This is a genomic window from Lentimicrobiaceae bacterium, from assembly GCA_020636745.1.
GTDB lineage: Bacteria > Bacteroidota > Bacteroidia > Bacteroidales > Lentimicrobiaceae > Lentimicrobium.
This window is the reverse complement of the sequence record JACJXH010000009.1, coordinates 47873-64830: the sequence shown is the minus strand read 5'-3', so window position 1 is coordinate 64830 and position 16958 is coordinate 47873. Positions and strand designations below refer to the sequence as shown.

Genomic DNA, 16958 nt, shown 5'->3' with positions numbered 1-16958 from the left:
GTTTTTCAGGGAGCAAGTATTTCTTTTATCCAGCTTTGCCCAGCCAATCTGAAACGCACCCGATCGTGAAGGCGGTTAGATCTGCCTTGCCAAAACTCTACAGATTGAGCCGACAAAGCATAACCGCCCCAGTTTTCAGGACGTTTTGGAGCCTCATTCCGAAAACCTGAAAGTTTGTTAAAAAATTTCTCTTCAAGTTCAGCCCTTCCGCTTATCACTTTACTTTGTGGTGATACCATCGCTCCTACTCTGCTTTCAAGAGGCCTCGAATTAAAATAAATATCTGAAGCCTCATTAGAAATTCGCACAACCGAACCCTCAATTCTAACCTGCCGTTCCATCTCAGGCCAGAAAAACAACAATGATGCAAATGGCTTCGCTTTAAGATGCAGCCCTTTTGTGCTTTCGTAATTTGAGAAAAATATAAATCTCTTTTCCTCCAGGCCCTTAAGCAATACAATTCTGCTTGATGGCTTCCCTTCGTCTGAAACAGTAGAAAGCGCCATAGCCGTGGGTTCCTGTACTTTGGAACTCAGGGCCTCATGTAACCATTTTTCAAAAAAAAGAAACGGATCGTCTCCTGTATCATCCAATGCAAGATTATGCTTTTTATAGTCCTGTCTGATATCTGAAATATTCATGGCTTTGCATTTGCCCTTTTTAACAATGATTTGTACAAACTGTTCAGTCTATCTTGTTTTGATTTCTGATACCTTTGCACTTTACCAAAACCAATGACTATGAGCAAATTTTCGGGATTTATACTTATACTAACGGTGATGACACTGGGAATACCGGTTTTGGTGCAGGCCCAGGCAGCCAACAATGAAAAAGAATACATAAAAAAGATCAAGAAAGAGCGCAGGGAGAAAGACCTTGAATTTGCACAGGCCGACAACTCACCGCTTGATGCGGAATACAAAAAACATTTCAAGAAATTAGCTTATTTTGACATCTCGCAATCATGGAAAATAAATGCCAGAATTGAGCGTAATGCACACCCTGACACCATCAAAATGAAAACAACAACTGAGCGCCTCCCCTTATATCTTGTTTACGGGAAAGCTTATTTTATTGTAAATGGCAGGGAATTAAATCTTACTATTTACAGAAATGTCGGATTAATGAACAAGCCCGGCTATGAAGATTATTTGTTCGTTCCCTTTCGTGACGAAACTTCCGGCAACGAAAGCTATGGCGGAGGAAGATACGTTGATGCAAAAATATCAGAAGGCGATACTATGGTGATCGATTTCAACAAAGCCTACAATCCTTATTGCGTTTATAGCAAAAAGTACAGTTGTCCTGTTCCCCCTTCTGAAAATTTCCTTGACATTCCGGTTACTGCCGGAGAAAAAAACTTTCAGCACTAAATCGCTGTATCATCGATATTTTCATGCACCTGAATATTTGAAAGTACTCAAACCATTCATTTGCAATAACAACAAGACATGCTTTTGAAAGCGATATTAAAAATTTTTATTTCCTGCATTTTAGTGCAGCTTTTAATGCATCGTTCAGTAGCCAATGCACAAACTATTCCGATGGCCAATCAGTGGACTATTGGCCTGAATGCCGGATTTGTTTCTTTTTTTGGCGACCTCAGCATTCACGATTTTAATCCTGAAAGGAAACTTACCCGTGAAAGTGACTTTGGTTATGGTATAACAATCGAGAAAGGCATAAATAGAACACTATCTCTCTATTTGAGCGGCATTTCCGGAAAAATGAGAGGTTCAAACCCCGGACAGGATATGAAGTTCAACAACAGATTTTCTGAATTCGGTATGGGGTCACAAATTTCAGTTAGTCAGTTATTTTGGCCAGGCACGCCATCGCGGTTCAATTTTCTGATAACAACAGGCCTAGGGATAATCGCCAACCGTACCGTTGTTTACCGGATTTCAAACGGCGAATTCGTATTGGCTGTGGGTTACACTTCTGAGCAAGAAAAATCAGGAAAAGCCAACAATGCTGTTGTTTTCCCTATTGGAATGGCATTAAACATGAGCATTACCCGACAAATTACGGCCAGAGTTGAAACAGCACTCAGACTTATCAGCAATGATTTACTGGATGCACAAATTGGCTCAACCGGCATTAACGACAGGTATTCATATGCTGCAATAAGCTTGCTGTACACTATTAAACCAGCAAAAAGTTCAGATTCAGGAGTTTATGGATGCCCTGCTAATCATACTATAATGCGTAGTCCAAAGAAGAGAAGATGATGATGTTTTATTCGCTCAGCAGTTCGTTGGATAATCGTTTGAATCTGAGAATAATGGACTGATATTTACTATTAGCTGTTTCCACTTGTTCTCTTAACTTTCCGGCCAGGTTGATCAGGCTTTTACGCTCATCTATAAGTGATTTTGCCAATTTCTTCAGTTCCTCCATATCATCAGGAATATCAATTACACTTAAGGATTCATCCAAAACTGACTGGTAGTTGATGTTCATGCTCTCACATGCAGCCTTTAATTTCTGGTTTTCAGCTTCAAGCGTGGAACATTTATTCTGCAAAAAAAGCAAGCGTTCCTGATGATTCTGCATTCCCTTCTCCAGCTCTTCCCTGAAGCCGATTTCTCTGATTTTTAATTTTTTCAGTTCAGCATCAAGCAAATCCAGTTGTTGTTGTCTTTCCTCTGCCAGCGCTTCATAATGCTCACCTTCATCTTTATATCTGCGTGCAACCACCTTTTTGTTATAAATAACCATAATGGCCAGCAGAATAATGAAAGCCAGAATACCTGCTGCTATTTTTAAGTAAAAAATAATGCGGAAATCTCTCTTTGAACGCTCATTTATAATTTTAAAATTAGCATTTAGCTCATCGTATTTTTGCGTCAATTGGGTTACATGAGCAAGCGCAGCGGAGTCAGACTTTTGCTGATACCGGAGCGAATCAATAAATTGCTGATCAATTTTTACTACCTGTTCAAGATTATCAGAAAGCCTTTTGAGGTTTATCCATGAATTAACAGTCATGGTGTCACGCACTGATCGATATTTATTGTAATAAAAAGCCCTATCAGCCTTTGCTCCGGAAGTTTGACTATTCCCCAAAGCGCCGCTATCCAAACTCCCCCAAAGGAACACAATCAGTAAAAGATATTTTAATTTCATTATTATAAAATATTGATTTACAAAGTTAAGTATAAAACCATCAACAGTTCATTATTATGGTTGAACAACACCTGGCCGGTAAATAAACACCGAATAAAGAAAAATGGTAAGTTTGCATTATCAAAATATTGTATAAAAATGAAGCAATCATTCAAACTCATTGTTTTACTGCCTTTTCTGTTTTTACTGCACCCTTCTGCCGGACTCTTTGCACAAAGTGGTTACCGTATAAGCATTCAACTGGATGGACTAAATGACACCATTCTGTTATTGGCTAGCTATAACGGGCATAAACAATTTGTTATCGACACAGCTTTCAGAAGTACTAAAAACAACTATGTGTTTACCGGAAAAGACCCGCTTCCAACAGGTATGTATTTTTTGGCTGGTGAAAACAAATCGAGACTTTTTGATTTCATTGTTTCAGGCAAACAAGTATTTACAATAAAAGGGAAAAAAGATGCAATACCCTTAAGCTTGTCATGTAAAGAAAATGCTGAAAATCAAACATTTTTCGATTACATCAGATTCCTCTCGGAGAAGCAAAAACAACAGCAGAACTTCAACGCGTTAAGCAAAAAATATGCCCCCAACAGCGATTCGGCCAAAATAGTCAACAATCAGATGAACTTGTTGAATGAAGAAGTTAACCGCTACATTCATGGCATCATCAATTCTTTTTCAGGCAGTTTTATATCAACATTTCTGAAAGCCATGCAGGAACCTGAAATACCACAGGCTCCGAAACTGGCAAATGGAAGAATAGATTCAACATACAGTTACCGGTATTATAAATCTCATTACTGGGATAATATTAACCTGGCTGATGACAGGCTGGTAAGAACTCCGTTTCTGCATTCCAAAGTTGAACAGTACTTAACAAAACTTACCTCTCCGGCGCCTGATTCGCTGATAGTGGCCATCGACAATTTATTTAAAATGGCCGGCAACAACGAAGAAACCTTTAAATACCTGATGTGGTATCTGACCATACAATATGAAAATTCAGAGATTATGGGTTATGACACCATTTTTGTTCACCTGGTAGATACCTATTATTCAGATCCGAAAATGAAATGGATGAATACTACCGTAAAGGATAATCTTATTAAAAGAGCCCATACACTTCGTCCAATCCTCATCGGCAACCAGGCACCCGAAATGATATTGATGGACACTCTTATGCAACCTGTTTCACTTCATAAACTCCAGGCCAATTACACTCTTATATATTTTTGGGATCCTGATTGCAGTCACTGTAAAAAAGAAACTCCTCTCCTGCGCAGCTTTTATGAAAAAAACAAGCAACAATTTAACCTTGAAGTTTATGCTGTTTGTATGGACACATCATGGAATGACATGAAGAAATATATACGTGCCAACAACATGAGCTGGGTGAATGTAAATGGCTTTTACAGCATGACGGCAGATTTCAGAGAACTATATGACGTGCACAGTTCGCCCGTAATGTACTTGCTAGACGGAAACAAAAAAATTATAGCCAAAAAACTACTAACTGAGCAGATGAGCGCATTCCTGAGCAAAAGAACCGGTTTGAGTATAATCAAATAAGGATTTTTTTTGTCTTTCACCAGGTAAATCCTGCTAGTTTCTGATTCACGTTATTCTTTTGCATTGGTTGAAAAATATCGGCACCACTGCTTTAGTCCGCATTCGTTACATTTGGGTTTTCTAGCAATACAAACATACCTGCCATGCAAAATCAGCCAGTGATGTGCAATGGCCAGTTTGCTTTCCGGAATATATTTTACCAATTGCATTTCAGTGTCAAGCGGGCTTTTAGCTCTGTACGAAAGTCCTATTCTTGCAGCAACCCGGTGAACATGAGTATCAACGGCAAGAGCCGGTAAATCAAAGGCGACAGAAGCAATTACATTGGCTGTTTTGCGGCCGACACCGGGTAATTTTTGAAGCGTATCAATGTCAGATGGGACCTCTCCATGAAATTCCCTTATCAGCATTTGCGCCATACCAAGTAAGTGCCTGGCTTTGTTGTTGGGATATGAGCAACTTTTTATCATATCAAATACCTCTTCCTGATTACTTTCTGCTAAAGTTGCAGCATCAGGAAATCGCTCGAAAAAAGGTGGAGTAATCATATTCACTCTTTTATCGGTACACTGAGCGGATAAGATAACAGCCACAATCAATTCATACGGAGTGCGATAATGAAGTTCAGTTTCAGCCACCGGCATATTTTGCTCAAACCATTGTATAACTGCTTTAAACCGTTCCGGCTTGGTGAGTTTTAGCGACATATCATCTTATTTTAATCAATCGGATTCTCATTGAATGTTGAGCCACAAATTTAACAAGAACACAACAATATAAAAGGGCTTATATCACGGCTGTCAATTGCAGGTTTAAAACCGCAAATCAAAGCACTGAGAAAGCTAAGAATAATAAATACAAAACAGAAAACACACGAACATACTTAGTCCATGTAAGAATAAAAACGCCCTGCCTTGCATTTCAGAAATCAGGTAATTATTGCAGAGTAGGTTTACATATTACAATTCACTACATTTGAAGCTTGAAACAACACTGCACATGTCAATTTTAAAATCATTAAAATAACCATTTATAATGATAAAGCCTTTACGCCTTTTAGGGTCAGTCACATTATTTGCAATTCCGGCAATTATATTTTTTCTACTCACACATTATCTCATCCCTTATCTAACTGTTAAATCAGGTATTCACCCTGCATTAAGCTGGTTTATAGCAGGTTCCATGATGTTTATACCTTTGTTTATCACAGCCGTTATCATGGGTTACAACGAGGGGTTCACAAGTGTGCGCGAATTAAAAAGCAGATTGAGGCTCAAAAAAATGAGTAATCTGGATTGGAAATATGCCATTATCTCAAGTCTTGCCGTCATGCTTTTAACAGGATTAATCATGGGGATTTCAAAATGGCTTCATAGTAACTATAACATTCCATTACTTGAATCGGCTCCTGATTTTATGAGATTTGAGCCATTTGAAGGGCGTGAAAAACTATTGTTTTTCCCCTGGTTATTTATGTTTTTCTTCAATATGTTTGGGGAAGAATTGCTATGGCGAGGATACATACTTCCCCGTCAGGAAATGGCCTTTCAGAATCGCGCCTGGATTGTAAATGCAGCTTTATGGATGTTATTTCATGTATGTTTCGGCTTTCAGCTGATGCTCATCTTAATCCCCATACTGACCATACTTCCATATGCCGTTTACAAGACAAAAAACACCTATGTGGGGCTATTTATACATGCCATCATTAATGGGCCGGCCTTTGTGCTGGTTGCGCTGGGATTAATCAAATAACGAATGCCGGAATACAAAAAAGCTGCAACCTCAAACAAAAGTGCAGCTAAACAAAGAGATTTATTCTTTAACCCGCATTACGCCAAACAGACTAAACATCCACCTGGGAAGCGGGCCCCGTTTCCTTTTGGTTAAATCAAGAAACCAACCCAGTTTCTTCACCAGAGGTATTTTGTGCGTTTCAACAAATTCAATCAATGTACCTTCAGGCGCCTGAATATAAGAAAAGCTGCCCGCAGCTTCGCCCATATCAAAAGTATCCATATCCAGGGCACTATCTACCGTAAAAGGAAACCCTTTAGTTTTCACTTCTTCACGCAAATCATCCATGCCATCGATATCAAAACATAAATGAATAAATCCAGGGTCACCCCATAACCGGCCTTCAAAAATATCTCTGGGATTTCGTTCAAGTGACTGCACCAATTCAATACAAGTAGGCCCGAGCATAGGGCTAAATGCTCCGTTGCGATGCGCAGAATGCTTGAGCAAAACTCTGCGGTATGTGGCTTCTCCTCCTGGCAGCCCTTTCATATCGCCAAACTGCCCCGACTGATCATAAACAACAACATCGTAACCTAAAATTTCGCGATAAATGCCAATACTCTCATTCATATCGCGAACGCCAACAACTGCACCAAAAATGCCTCCATTTACAGATTTTTGCTTTTTAAAAACAAAGGAATCGTATACTATCTCCCAAATATTATCGTATAAATCCTTGAGATAAAAATGTTTATTACCAGATGGATCGGATACAATTTTGGTTAATATTTGCAGTCCCCAGGCTTTAAACCGGGCATAGGTTTGTTCAATATCTGAAGACTTGAGTTTCCCGATAAAAATACCCAAATCGCCCAATTGTGCATCAAACAAAGGTTTTTCCGGTTTTTTACCGGTGTGTTGCCATATTTCAAAACCGCCACCACCTTGCAGGTTTAATGCCAAAATAGCATGTCTTTCCTGCGGTTGACCATTGGTATGAGGCAACATTAACTCGGCCATCGCAGCTTCCTCAAACATCTTGATATCCATTCCGAAATATTTTCGATACCAGCTGAATGCTTCCTTTATATCCGTAACGCCAACTCCTAATTGCTGAATGCCGTTGATTTGTTTTGCCATTGAGTCCTTAAAATTATATACTTAAATCAGTTAATTGCGAAGAGTAACACTCCCATTTATACTGGCTTTATTTTCGTGGCCAGTTTGTAATAAACCGAAGGGAAAAATCGGCGGATTTGCAGCATCAATAATTCATTTCCTCCAACTTTCACCTCTTTCCGGTTTCTTTGCAAACCACGTTTAATCTGCCGTGCCGCTTTTTCAGCCGTAATACCATTGGCCTGCCCAGGATCCATTTTACCATATTCATTGCCATGACTATCCAGTGCAAATTTTGAAATATTGGTTTGAATCCTTCCAGGAATCAGAATGCTGACTTTAATGTTATGTTTACTATTTTCAGCCAATAAGCTCTCAAAAAAACCATGAAGGGCATGTTTTGAGGCTGAATAAGCTGAGCGATAAGGAAATCCGAACTTACCCACCAGGCTTGAAGTAACTGCCAGCTGCCCACCTCCATTTTCAATCATTGAAGGCAGCAGTGCTTTTGTAAGTGCCACTACTCCAAAAAAATTGATTTCCATAATTTTACGATCAATGTCAAGTGAAGTTTCAGCAACCAGCGAACGCTGACTTATGCCGGCAAACTGGTATAAACCATCTATCTTTATCCCTTCCGACAAAATATCTCTGGCTGTATTTGCAATGGCATTCATATCAGCCATATCAAGTACAACAGCCCTGACATTGGTACCCAGTTGGCTTACTTCAAATGCTGTTTTATCGAGGCCTGTTTTATCCCTGTCAGAAATGATAAGGGCTGAAGCATCACCGGCCAAAGCAAGTGCCAGCGCTTTTCCCATGCCCGATGCGGCTCCCGTTATCCAAAAAGTTTTGCCTGAAAAATTCATTCTTCTCTCAACTTGAAAGTGCGAATATAGCGAAATAATCAGCGACAGGCACTTTTGAATCCGATACATTTTACCATAGAACAAAATGCAGGCCTGATTAAAAAAAATAGTTAAAAAGCTATATACATAACAACACTATAATTCTAAATTGCGTATCTTGTACCATGTTTTCGGTTATCAACAACTACCATTGCGAACATCACTCTTCCCAACTCAATTGATTGCATTTTCTTGCTTTTCAAGCCGGGAAACAGGCTTTTTACACTATTCTCCAACAAATTTGTAACAAAATGAAAAGACTCTTTACCTTATTTGTGTTGTTGACAATTGGTATAGTCAACACTTTTGCCCAGTGGAGTAACAATGCTGCCATCAACAATGCCATTTGCACAATAGCGGGCGAACAGGCAATCCCTAAAATTGCCACTTGTCCGAATGGCGATACATATATCGGATATTTCTCTAATGAATCGGGCAACTACAGCATCAGACTTCAAAGGCTTGACAGCCAAGGAAATGAATTATGGACGAATAATGGAATTCTGATAAGCAATAACCCTTCAATGACATGGTTAACAGACTGGGATATGACAGCTGACGTTCATAATCACTGTATAATGACCTGGCAGGACATTAGAAATGGCAACAACAACACCTATGCGTATCGTATTTCACCAGATGGAGATTTTGTATGGGGAGCCAATGGCATTGCATTGTCCAATAACTCAGCTTTTAATGCCGCTCCGAAAGTTATCAGTACTGCGGCAGGCAACGCTGTTTTTGCCTGGATGTCAGACAATGTTATTATTATGCAAAAAATCAGCCCTGAAGGCGTAAGGCAGTGGGGACTAAACGGCATCACGTTAAGTTCTTCCAACACTTTTAGCTGGCCTCAGCTCATGCCGGTCGGTGACGATGATTTTATTATGAAATTTTTTGAAGATAGCGGACCACCCAATGCACCTACCCGCCATGTATTTGCTCAGCGATACAATAATGCAGGAAGTCCGGTATGGGCTTCACCGGTGGTTATTTCAAACGCCGGCGGAATTTCTGCATGGACACAAATTCTCCCTTTGATTAACGACGGATACGACGGGTTTTATATTGCCTGGCATGATGATCGCGACTTTAACCAAATGGCATCTGTTTGGGTTCAGCATGTCAATTCATCCGGCGAAATCAAATATGCAGTAAATGGAGTTGAGGCATCATCCAATGCTTCATACAATCATTTCTATCCGCAATTGGCCAGCCCAGCTGGTTCCGACAACTTGTTTGTTTACTGGAACGAAATGAATGATTTGCAAACCCTGAGAGGTATTTACGGACAAAAGTTCTCGCCAACAGGAACCCGGATGTGGGAAAACAGCGGCAAAATTTTTATTCCAATATCATCAACAGATGTTTTACCTCTGGCTGCCAGGTCTACTCCAACTGACATGGTGTTATTCTACGAACAATATATCAATGCCATAAGCGGCCATTTAAAAGCCATGCGGATTGCAACAGATGGCAGCTATGTTTGGCCTCAAGAAACTGTAACTATCAGCTCAGTTTCCTCTTCAAAAGTACATACTGATATCAATGAATTACAAAACAACCAGTGGATTCTCAGTTGGGAGGACAATCGCTCAGGCAGCTCTGACATCTATGCCCAGAATATTTTACTTGACGGCACACTTGGTATCTGGAACCCTCAGTTTGGAAGCATTTCCGGGCAGGTAACCCTTACAGGGGAAAATGCAGATGTAACCCTTGCCACAGTAACTGCAGGCACAGTGTCAGTTCATCCTGATAATGAAGGACTTTATGTAATTGATGAGATTGAAGCAGGTGTTTACAATGTTTCTGCTTCACACCCATACACCGACACCCAAACAATTGAAAATGTTACCGTTACGACTGGTGAAACCACTACTGATATTAACTTTGAACTGAATGTTAACCGTGCAGACCTGATTTGTAAAGCCGTTGATCAATATAACAATCCGGTTTATGATGTCGAAATTATTGTAAATGGGCCCGAAGGAAATTACACCGGCACAATTTCTGGTGATTCGCTCATATTTGCAAATGTTCCTTATGGATTTTATGAAGGTACCGCTACATTATCCGGTTCAGAACCAGTACTCTCCGACACCACTATAAACGCTGATAATCACTACCTTAATTTTGAATTCATTATAGGTAACACGCTAAACCCGCAAACACGAAACAACTTTTCGATTTCACCTAACCCTGTTACAAAGGAGAGCTTTGCCAGGCTGATTTGCGAAAATACTGATGAATATAGTTTCTCAATAATTAACCCGAATGGCATTAATATTTCACAATTCAACACCGGAGTTTTATCAAAAGGAGCTCATGAATGGCCTGTTCAGAAATTATTTGGCCATAACTGGCCAGCTCAGGGAATTTACCTGGTGAAAATTGAAAACAAACACTTCATCCAGACAAGTAAAATCATTGTTCTGGAATGATTCAGGTTGAATTTAACACTTTAAAATAAACAGTGTTAATAAAATGTAAAGCCACATCAATGAAACCCATCTATCTATCAGGATAAATGAATACCTTTGACGGGTAAAACAATTAATAACTACAATTTTCTCTGAAATGAAAAATATTGTGACGAGCCTGAAGGCTTTTTTACTGTTATCAGTACTTGTATTTAGTATATCTGCCTGTAACCGGGGCAAAAACAATGCTATTGCAGAAGACTTACCTCCCGGAACTCATGCTGTTAGTGTAGTTGATGTTATTCAAACATCTAATTACAGTTATCTTCAGGTGATGGAGAATGATGAAAAATTCTGGATAGCAGTAGCAAAGCGCGAAGCAAAATCAGGAGACATTCTTTACTATACCGATGCTATGGAAATGACTGACTTTAAGAGTAAAGAATTAAACCGCACGTTTTCTTCCATCTTTTTTGTGAATGACCCCAGTGAAACACCCGTTAAAGCAGAATTAAGGCCATCGGGCAAAGTACCAGCCCAAAAAATGGGTGGCATTACGGTTGAAACAGCTGAAGGAGGAATTAACCTTGCAACTCTTTTTAAAAATAAGGCTTTGTATGCCGGTAAAACTGTAAAAATCAGCGGAGTTGTTGTAAAATCAAACCAGAATATTATGAAAAAGAACTGGGCTCACATCCAGGATGGTTCAGAGTTTGAAGGAAATTTCGACCTGACGGTTACAACCCTTGATACAGTTGAAGAAGGCAGTGTAGTAACTTTTGAGGGAGTCATCAATCTTGACAAAGATTTTGGAGCCGGCTATGCTTATGACATCATCATGGAAGATGCCAAAGCTGTTCATATCAAAAATGCAGCTGATGCTCATTTATAATCAGCCGGACCACATCTATTTAAAGAGGCGCTTGGCGCCTCTTTTTTTTAATATTAAAATCTCAGTCTTTTATCAGCTCGTTTCCCCCAGATTTTCCAAAATCTTTTGCCCGGCATAATATGCCATTGAAAAGCAAGCCTGCAGTAAGAATCCACCTGTTGGCGCATCCCAGTCAAGCATTTCGCCAATGGCAAATATTCGGGGAAATTTCTTAAGTGAGAAATCAGGATTCATTTCATTTAATGGCACACCTCCAACTGACGAAATAGCTTCTTCAACAGGCCGGAGTGAATGCACTAAAATTTTCAATGATTTTATTTCGCTGATAAAATCAAAAGGTTGCATATAAGCTTCGCGGCTTGTATAAGCCTTGATGAGTGCCATGGCGGCTGTATCGAGCTTTAAAACATCGCCATAATTAAACCGACGGGCATCTTTGCCAGCAAATTTCAAGGCCAATTGCGCCTTTGTATTGGCTGGCTTAAAGTCAATACAAATATGGGACAACAAACCTTGTGACAATGTTTTTCTGATTTCAGGAATCAGCGGATAAACAGCATTCCCTTCAAGACCATATTCAGTTATTAGCGCCTCTCCCCTGCTAACAGCATTATTTGCGCTTATTGCGATGTTTTTTAACGGCTTTCCCGTATGAAATTGCGTTACTGTGTCAGGCCATGCAATATTTAGCCCGCAGTTTGATGGCTGAAACGGAATTGTATTTACGCCTTGCTTTTGCATCAGATCAAGCCATTTTCCGTCTGAGCCGGTGGATGGCCATGAGGCACCACCTAAAGCCAAAATAGCAACATCAGCCTTCCATGTTATTTCAGCACCAGAAGATTCAAAAACAAAATCCATTTGTTGATTGAATGATATCAATCGGTGTTTCATTAAAAAGAACACACCCTTCGTTTTGAGAGAAGAAGTAATTTTTGCAAGAACCTGTGCGGGTTTTATCCCTTTTTCAGGAAAAACCCTGCCACTGCTTCCTTCAAATGTTGGGATGCCAAGATCTAACAGCCATTGCCTGAACGCCTTACTGTCAAATGCGTTCAAAGGTTCATCAAGGTAGCCGGCAGGAGAATATCTGGCAGATAATTCTTTTCCGGTTTTTTTATTGGTCAGGTTAAACCCTCCTTTTCCTGCAAGCAGAAATTTCTGACCAGGCATTTTTTCTTTATCGAAAAGATATACTTCAAACTTATCGGCAAGCATCCAGGCTGCCATTAGTCCCGAAGGCCCTCCTCCAATCACCAAAGCTTTTTTTCGTTTCATTTCTTTGAAGCCAAAACCCTGATGTACAAATCCTCTACCTGCTTTCTGGCCCAGGGCGTTTTTCGCAAGAACTTAAGGCTTGATTGAATGCTCGGATTCTCATTAAAACAACGAATTTGAATATTATACCCCAGTTGTTCCCATCCATAAAATGCAACAAGCTCGTTTAATATAGTTTCAAGAGATTTACCATGTAATGGGTTGTTGGGCTGAACTTCCATAAAATATAATTTAGGTCATCAAAAACTGGAAAAGAAAACAAAATTAGTGCTTTTTAAAATAAGCCCGATTTTATCATAAACGCTCACAGGATGATAAAATGAAACACCTGAATCACAAGCTACATCCCAATCGTAACTTCCTGCTTCCCAAACATTGACAGGGATATTCTAAGCCCTGCAATGCGATATTTACCTCTTTCAAATCCGGCAAAAACGCCGATACTATAAAATGAATTTCCAACACCATAGCCTAATTCAACACAATTTTTGTATTCAGGCACATAAATGTAATTAAGCGTAAAATTCTCCGTCCACATCCGGTTACGGATTAAAGGCAAACGGGTAAGTAAAAAGAATGGGGTCCGGTAAATAAAGTGGGCTTCAGCAAAATAAGTATCGGTGCTATAACGGTAATAATCGCCCATTTGCAGTACAGGAAAAAAATCTCTCACCCCAATAACCAAAGGTTGTAATGCAAAATGCCTGAAATCATCAAAATAAACTACCTTGTTGCTAATAAAGTAACCAGCTTCAAACAGATACTCAATATTAGATTGTTTCCCAGTAGCATACTTTTGTGCAATACCCATTGTAAGCAAATCAAAGTCTGAATCAAATCCTTTGGCCGGAATGGCTTTTCTGTAACCCAAAGAAAATTCAGGAGTTTGGTTCATCCCTTTGCGGGGAATTTTTATTCCGTTTTGAATTGTATAATAGGGAATTGGCTTGTAAGAAAGCTGGAAATTTATCATCAGATCCTGATGTGCCTGCATTCTGAAATTCATATTCTCAGGTATATTAGGCATATAATCCCTGCTTTTATTGAAGAAAAAAGAAAAATCACTATAATTCCTGAGCAGCGTATTATCCGAAATGTAGGCTCCGGATTTCAGATTTAGCCCCTTTGCGAGTAAAATCTCATGATTCAATTCGATATAATCTTTGTTATAAAGTCGTTTCAGGTTTCGCCTGAAAAATAATGATGCCAATGTATTTTCAATTAATGCTGCGCCTTTATCAATATTGTAATCGAAACTTCCTGACCCGGCATGCAGGGCAAATGCATTTTTATGTCTTCCGTCACTCTTGACAGCCACAACAGCATCCCAGATAAAAGCCTTACGGCTGAATGCATATCCGGGTTTAAATCCTAAAGATAAAGTCTTGCCCCCTTTCAGCTTATCTTCATATCGCAAACCTGTTTTATAAACAAAACCGTCAACAGTATTAAAACTCACACCCATCAGATTGATTAAACCATCTGTTTGAAAAAAGCATGAAGTATCAATGTCATGCCTGCCACCAAAAATCAGTTTTGAATAAAATCTGCCTTTCTTTGACTTTTCAGGATTCGTGGTATCATTCAACGCCAGATTTCTGATATTCTGAATGGAATCAAATGACTTTACACTGGAAAGTTCGTTCAGCGCCAAAGGAATAGGCCTGACCCTGTTCCAATAGATGGAATCGTATTTTCTGGCATTACTGTCAAAAACTGCTTTATATGCCTCTACATATTCATGGTTTCTTCTCAATGAATCCTTAAGCTTTAATTCAGCATTTTTGCTGATAATCTTTGCCAGTTTATTCGCTTCACTGGTAGTTGGGAGCTCAATTGCCATAAGCTCTTTGGCTTTTTCATTCAGTTTTTCGCTTCTGTGTTGTTTCCTTTTTGCTGAAAAGCCATCACTGGCTCCCTTTTTGGGGACCGAAGGCTTTAAATATGGAGGATTCACAACCAGATTGTTATATCTGATAGAAGTGTTATAAAGAAAACCGCCCTGGTTGCCCATTAAATCCATATCCATTTTCAAACGGTTGGTTACAGGTAGCCACGCACCTTCACGCACTTCTCCGAATAATTGATGAAGCTGCAGTGTTAATCCAAGTTGTTCATCAATACTGACATCAACTGCATAAATACACCACAAACCTTCTATTACATACAAATATCCTCTGAGATATTGTGGCCCGTCACCTTTTGGAATCACTTTAATTCTGTCAACATTCACCTCCCCTATGGTACTGACACCTTCATATTGAAATCTGTAAAACTTAAATGCGCCCGGAGCCAAGGGCGACCATGCATTACCAAAAGCATCCGGTTTATAAATATTACCTGAAATAAAACCCATAGCACCTGAGGAGCGGCCTTCATTTCCTCCTGGAAAAGTACTATGAATAGATTTAACACGCTGGCGGGTAAGATTGGGAGCTGCAAAGTCAATTTCATTCACTGATTCTTCCAAAAATGTATCCCCTTCTTTGATATCAGATTCTTTTAAATCGTCACGTGCCATCCATTTTACCATTGCTGAAATTTTTCGGATAGTCAAACTTCCTCTAATATAAACTTCTGCATTAAATGATTTTACCATCTGAGCATAAAGCGGTGCTTTTCGGATAACTTTTCTCATTATCCTGTAGGCAGGATCTTCGCCGCCATCATTTACCTCAACCTCCTGCAGTGAATAAACCATACCCTGAAGTACAATTCTTAATGCAGGATTACTTCTTTCGATGGGAACTACTCTTGTAACAGACTCATATCCCATACTTTGAAAAGTACAGGTATAATTTCCTTCTTTGAGTTTTAACTCAAACAAACCTTCCTCGTTTGCAGCTGTACCAAGAGAAACTTCCTTTACATACACGGTTGAATAAGGGATTGGCTTGTTATGAATATCAACTATAACCCCGCTTAAAACCTGCGAATAAGCTGCTACAGAGGCCAATATAAAGAAAAGTAAAACTGCAAAAAACCTATTGAGCATAGTAACGATTTGTGGCACAAAGGTACACGGACCTGAGTTAATATTCGCTTTCATCAGGGACATTTAACGATTTTTAACCGCAGCTATTTTAAATCATCAAAAAATTAAAAAACACTTGACAAATGACATTTCAGGTTTATATTAATCCAAATAGAATTTTACATTTAACCATAATCCTTTTATATGAAACCTCAACATAAGGTATTTAACCTGATTATTCTGGATGAAAGCGGATCCATGCAATCCATAAAGCATGATATTATTCAGGGGTTTAATGAAGTAGTTCAAACCATCAAAGGTGTTGAAAAACAGTATCCGGAACAGCAGCACATTATTTCTCTGCTCACATTTAATGGATTAGGCAGAAAATATTTACTCGAAAACATGCCCGTAAGCGAGCTGTCTGAAATCAATGAAAACCAGTTTATGCCTGATGCTTCAACACCCTTATATGACGCAATCGGATTCAGCATAGGTAAACTACGGGCTTATTTGGCAAATGAGTCAGATTACAATGTTTTGGTTACCATACTTACCGATGGAGAAGAAAACAGTTCAAAAGAATATAAAGGCCGTGATATTAAGCAACTGGTTGAAGAACTTGAATTACAAAACTGGACATTTACCTACATTGGAGCCGATCATGATGTCAAAAAATTTGCATTATCCATCTCCATTACCAACTCAATTATCTTTGAAAAAGAACCAGAAAAGATGAATCAAATGTTTCATCAGGAGAAGGAAGCCAGGTTACGATTCAGTCAAAAGATTAGAAATCATGAAAAACTAACGGATAATTTTTATGATAATGATGAAAACACATAAACCTTCTTGTATTCAAACACCTGTTTCTTCAAAAACCACCTTATTGATAAGCTTTTTTTGATGATTCCTTTAAG

At 39.1% G+C, this 16958-nt stretch carries 15 protein-coding genes; 7 read left to right on the top strand and 8 right to left on the bottom strand.

What is annotated here, in order from left to right:
- Nucleotides 1-5: 5 nt before the first annotated feature.
- Nucleotides 6-641 (bottom strand): pyridoxamine 5'-phosphate oxidase, encoded by a 636-nt coding sequence (pdxH, locus tag H6541_12960; GenBank protein ID MCB9016692.1) that lies wholly within the window; start codon nt 639-641, stop codon nt 6-8.
- Nucleotides 642-740: 99 nt separating this feature from the next.
- On the opposite strand from pdxH, the gene H6541_12955 reads away from it, so the two are divergent.
- On the top strand, nt 741-1373 hold the full coding sequence (locus H6541_12955) for a DUF1684 domain-containing protein (GenBank protein MCB9016691.1): 633 nt from the start codon (nt 741-743) through the stop codon (nt 1371-1373).
- A 135-nt stretch (nt 1374-1508) separates the two neighbouring features.
- Entirely contained in the window at nt 1509-2231 is a 723-nt protein-coding gene (locus tag H6541_12950) for a hypothetical protein (protein MCB9016690.1), read from the top strand.
- A gap of 7 nt (nt 2232-2238) precedes the next feature.
- Here H6541_12950 and H6541_12945 read toward each other — a convergent pair whose 3' ends face one another.
- On the bottom strand, nt 2239-3129 hold the full coding sequence (locus tag H6541_12945; protein ID MCB9016689.1) for a hypothetical protein: 891 nt from the start codon (nt 3127-3129) through the stop codon (nt 2239-2241).
- Nucleotides 3130-3267: 138 nt separating this feature from the next.
- On the opposite strand from H6541_12945, the gene H6541_12940 reads away from it, so the two are divergent.
- Complete coding sequence (locus H6541_12940) at nt 3268-4701, top strand: DUF5106 domain-containing protein (protein ID MCB9016688.1); 1434 nt, start codon at nt 3268-3270, stop codon at nt 4699-4701.
- Nucleotides 4702-4751: 50 nt separating this feature from the next.
- Here H6541_12940 and nth read toward each other — a convergent pair whose 3' ends face one another.
- Nucleotides 4752-5408, bottom strand: coding sequence for an endonuclease III (nth, locus tag H6541_12935; protein MCB9016687.1), 657 nt, complete (start codon nt 5406-5408; stop codon nt 4752-4754).
- A gap of 328 nt (nt 5409-5736) precedes the next feature.
- Here nth and H6541_12930 point away from each other — a divergent pair, with 328 nt between their 5' ends.
- Nucleotides 5737-6456 (top strand): CPBP family intramembrane metalloprotease, encoded by a 720-nt coding sequence (locus H6541_12930; protein MCB9016686.1) that lies wholly within the window; start codon nt 5737-5739, stop codon nt 6454-6456.
- Between the two features lie 60 nt (nt 6457-6516).
- Here the strand turns inward: H6541_12930 and H6541_12925 are convergent, their stop codons facing one another.
- Both H6541_12925 and H6541_12920 read right to left on the bottom strand, forming a co-directional pair.
- On the bottom strand, nt 6517-7581 hold the full coding sequence (locus H6541_12925; protein ID MCB9016685.1) for a VOC family protein: 1065 nt from the start codon (nt 7579-7581) through the stop codon (nt 6517-6519).
- 56 nt (nt 7582-7637) lie between these two features.
- Nucleotides 7638-8432, bottom strand: coding sequence for an SDR family NAD(P)-dependent oxidoreductase (locus tag H6541_12920; protein ID MCB9016684.1), 795 nt, complete (start codon nt 8430-8432; stop codon nt 7638-7640).
- Nucleotides 8433-8722: 290 nt separating this feature from the next.
- Between H6541_12920 and H6541_12915 the strand changes: the two genes are divergently transcribed.
- Nucleotides 8723-10915 carry a carboxypeptidase regulatory-like domain-containing protein gene (locus tag H6541_12915; GenBank protein ID MCB9016683.1) on the top strand — a complete coding sequence of 731 codons (2193 nt, stop codon included), beginning with the start codon at nt 8723-8725 and terminating at the stop codon, nt 10913-10915.
- A gap of 136 nt (nt 10916-11051) precedes the next feature.
- Entirely contained in the window at nt 11052-11786 is a 735-nt protein-coding gene (locus H6541_12910) for an SH3-like domain-containing protein (protein ID MCB9016682.1), read from the top strand.
- 72 nt (nt 11787-11858) lie between these two features.
- On the opposite strand, the gene H6541_12905 is transcribed toward H6541_12910, so the two are convergent.
- The 3 genes from H6541_12905 to H6541_12895 form a co-directional block, all read right to left on the bottom strand.
- On the bottom strand, nt 11859-13064 hold the full coding sequence (locus H6541_12905) for a TIGR03862 family flavoprotein (protein MCB9016681.1): 1206 nt from the start codon (nt 13062-13064) through the stop codon (nt 11859-11861).
- Nucleotides 13061-13285: a DUF2132 domain-containing protein gene (locus tag H6541_12900; protein MCB9016680.1), complete on the bottom strand. Its 225-nt coding sequence runs from the start codon at nt 13283-13285 to the stop codon at nt 13061-13063. The genes H6541_12905 and H6541_12900 overlap by 4 nt, the downstream gene beginning before the upstream one ends.
- A 119-nt stretch (nt 13286-13404) precedes the next feature.
- On the bottom strand, nt 13405-16113 hold the full coding sequence (locus H6541_12895; GenBank protein MCB9016679.1) for a carboxypeptidase-like regulatory domain-containing protein: 2709 nt from the start codon (nt 16111-16113) through the stop codon (nt 13405-13407).
- Nucleotides 16114-16242: 129 nt separating this feature from the next.
- On the opposite strand from H6541_12895, the gene H6541_12890 reads away from it, so the two are divergent.
- Nucleotides 16243-16884, top strand: coding sequence for a VWA domain-containing protein (locus tag H6541_12890; protein ID MCB9016678.1), 642 nt, complete (start codon nt 16243-16245; stop codon nt 16882-16884).
- Nucleotides 16885-16958 lie beyond the last annotated feature (74 nt).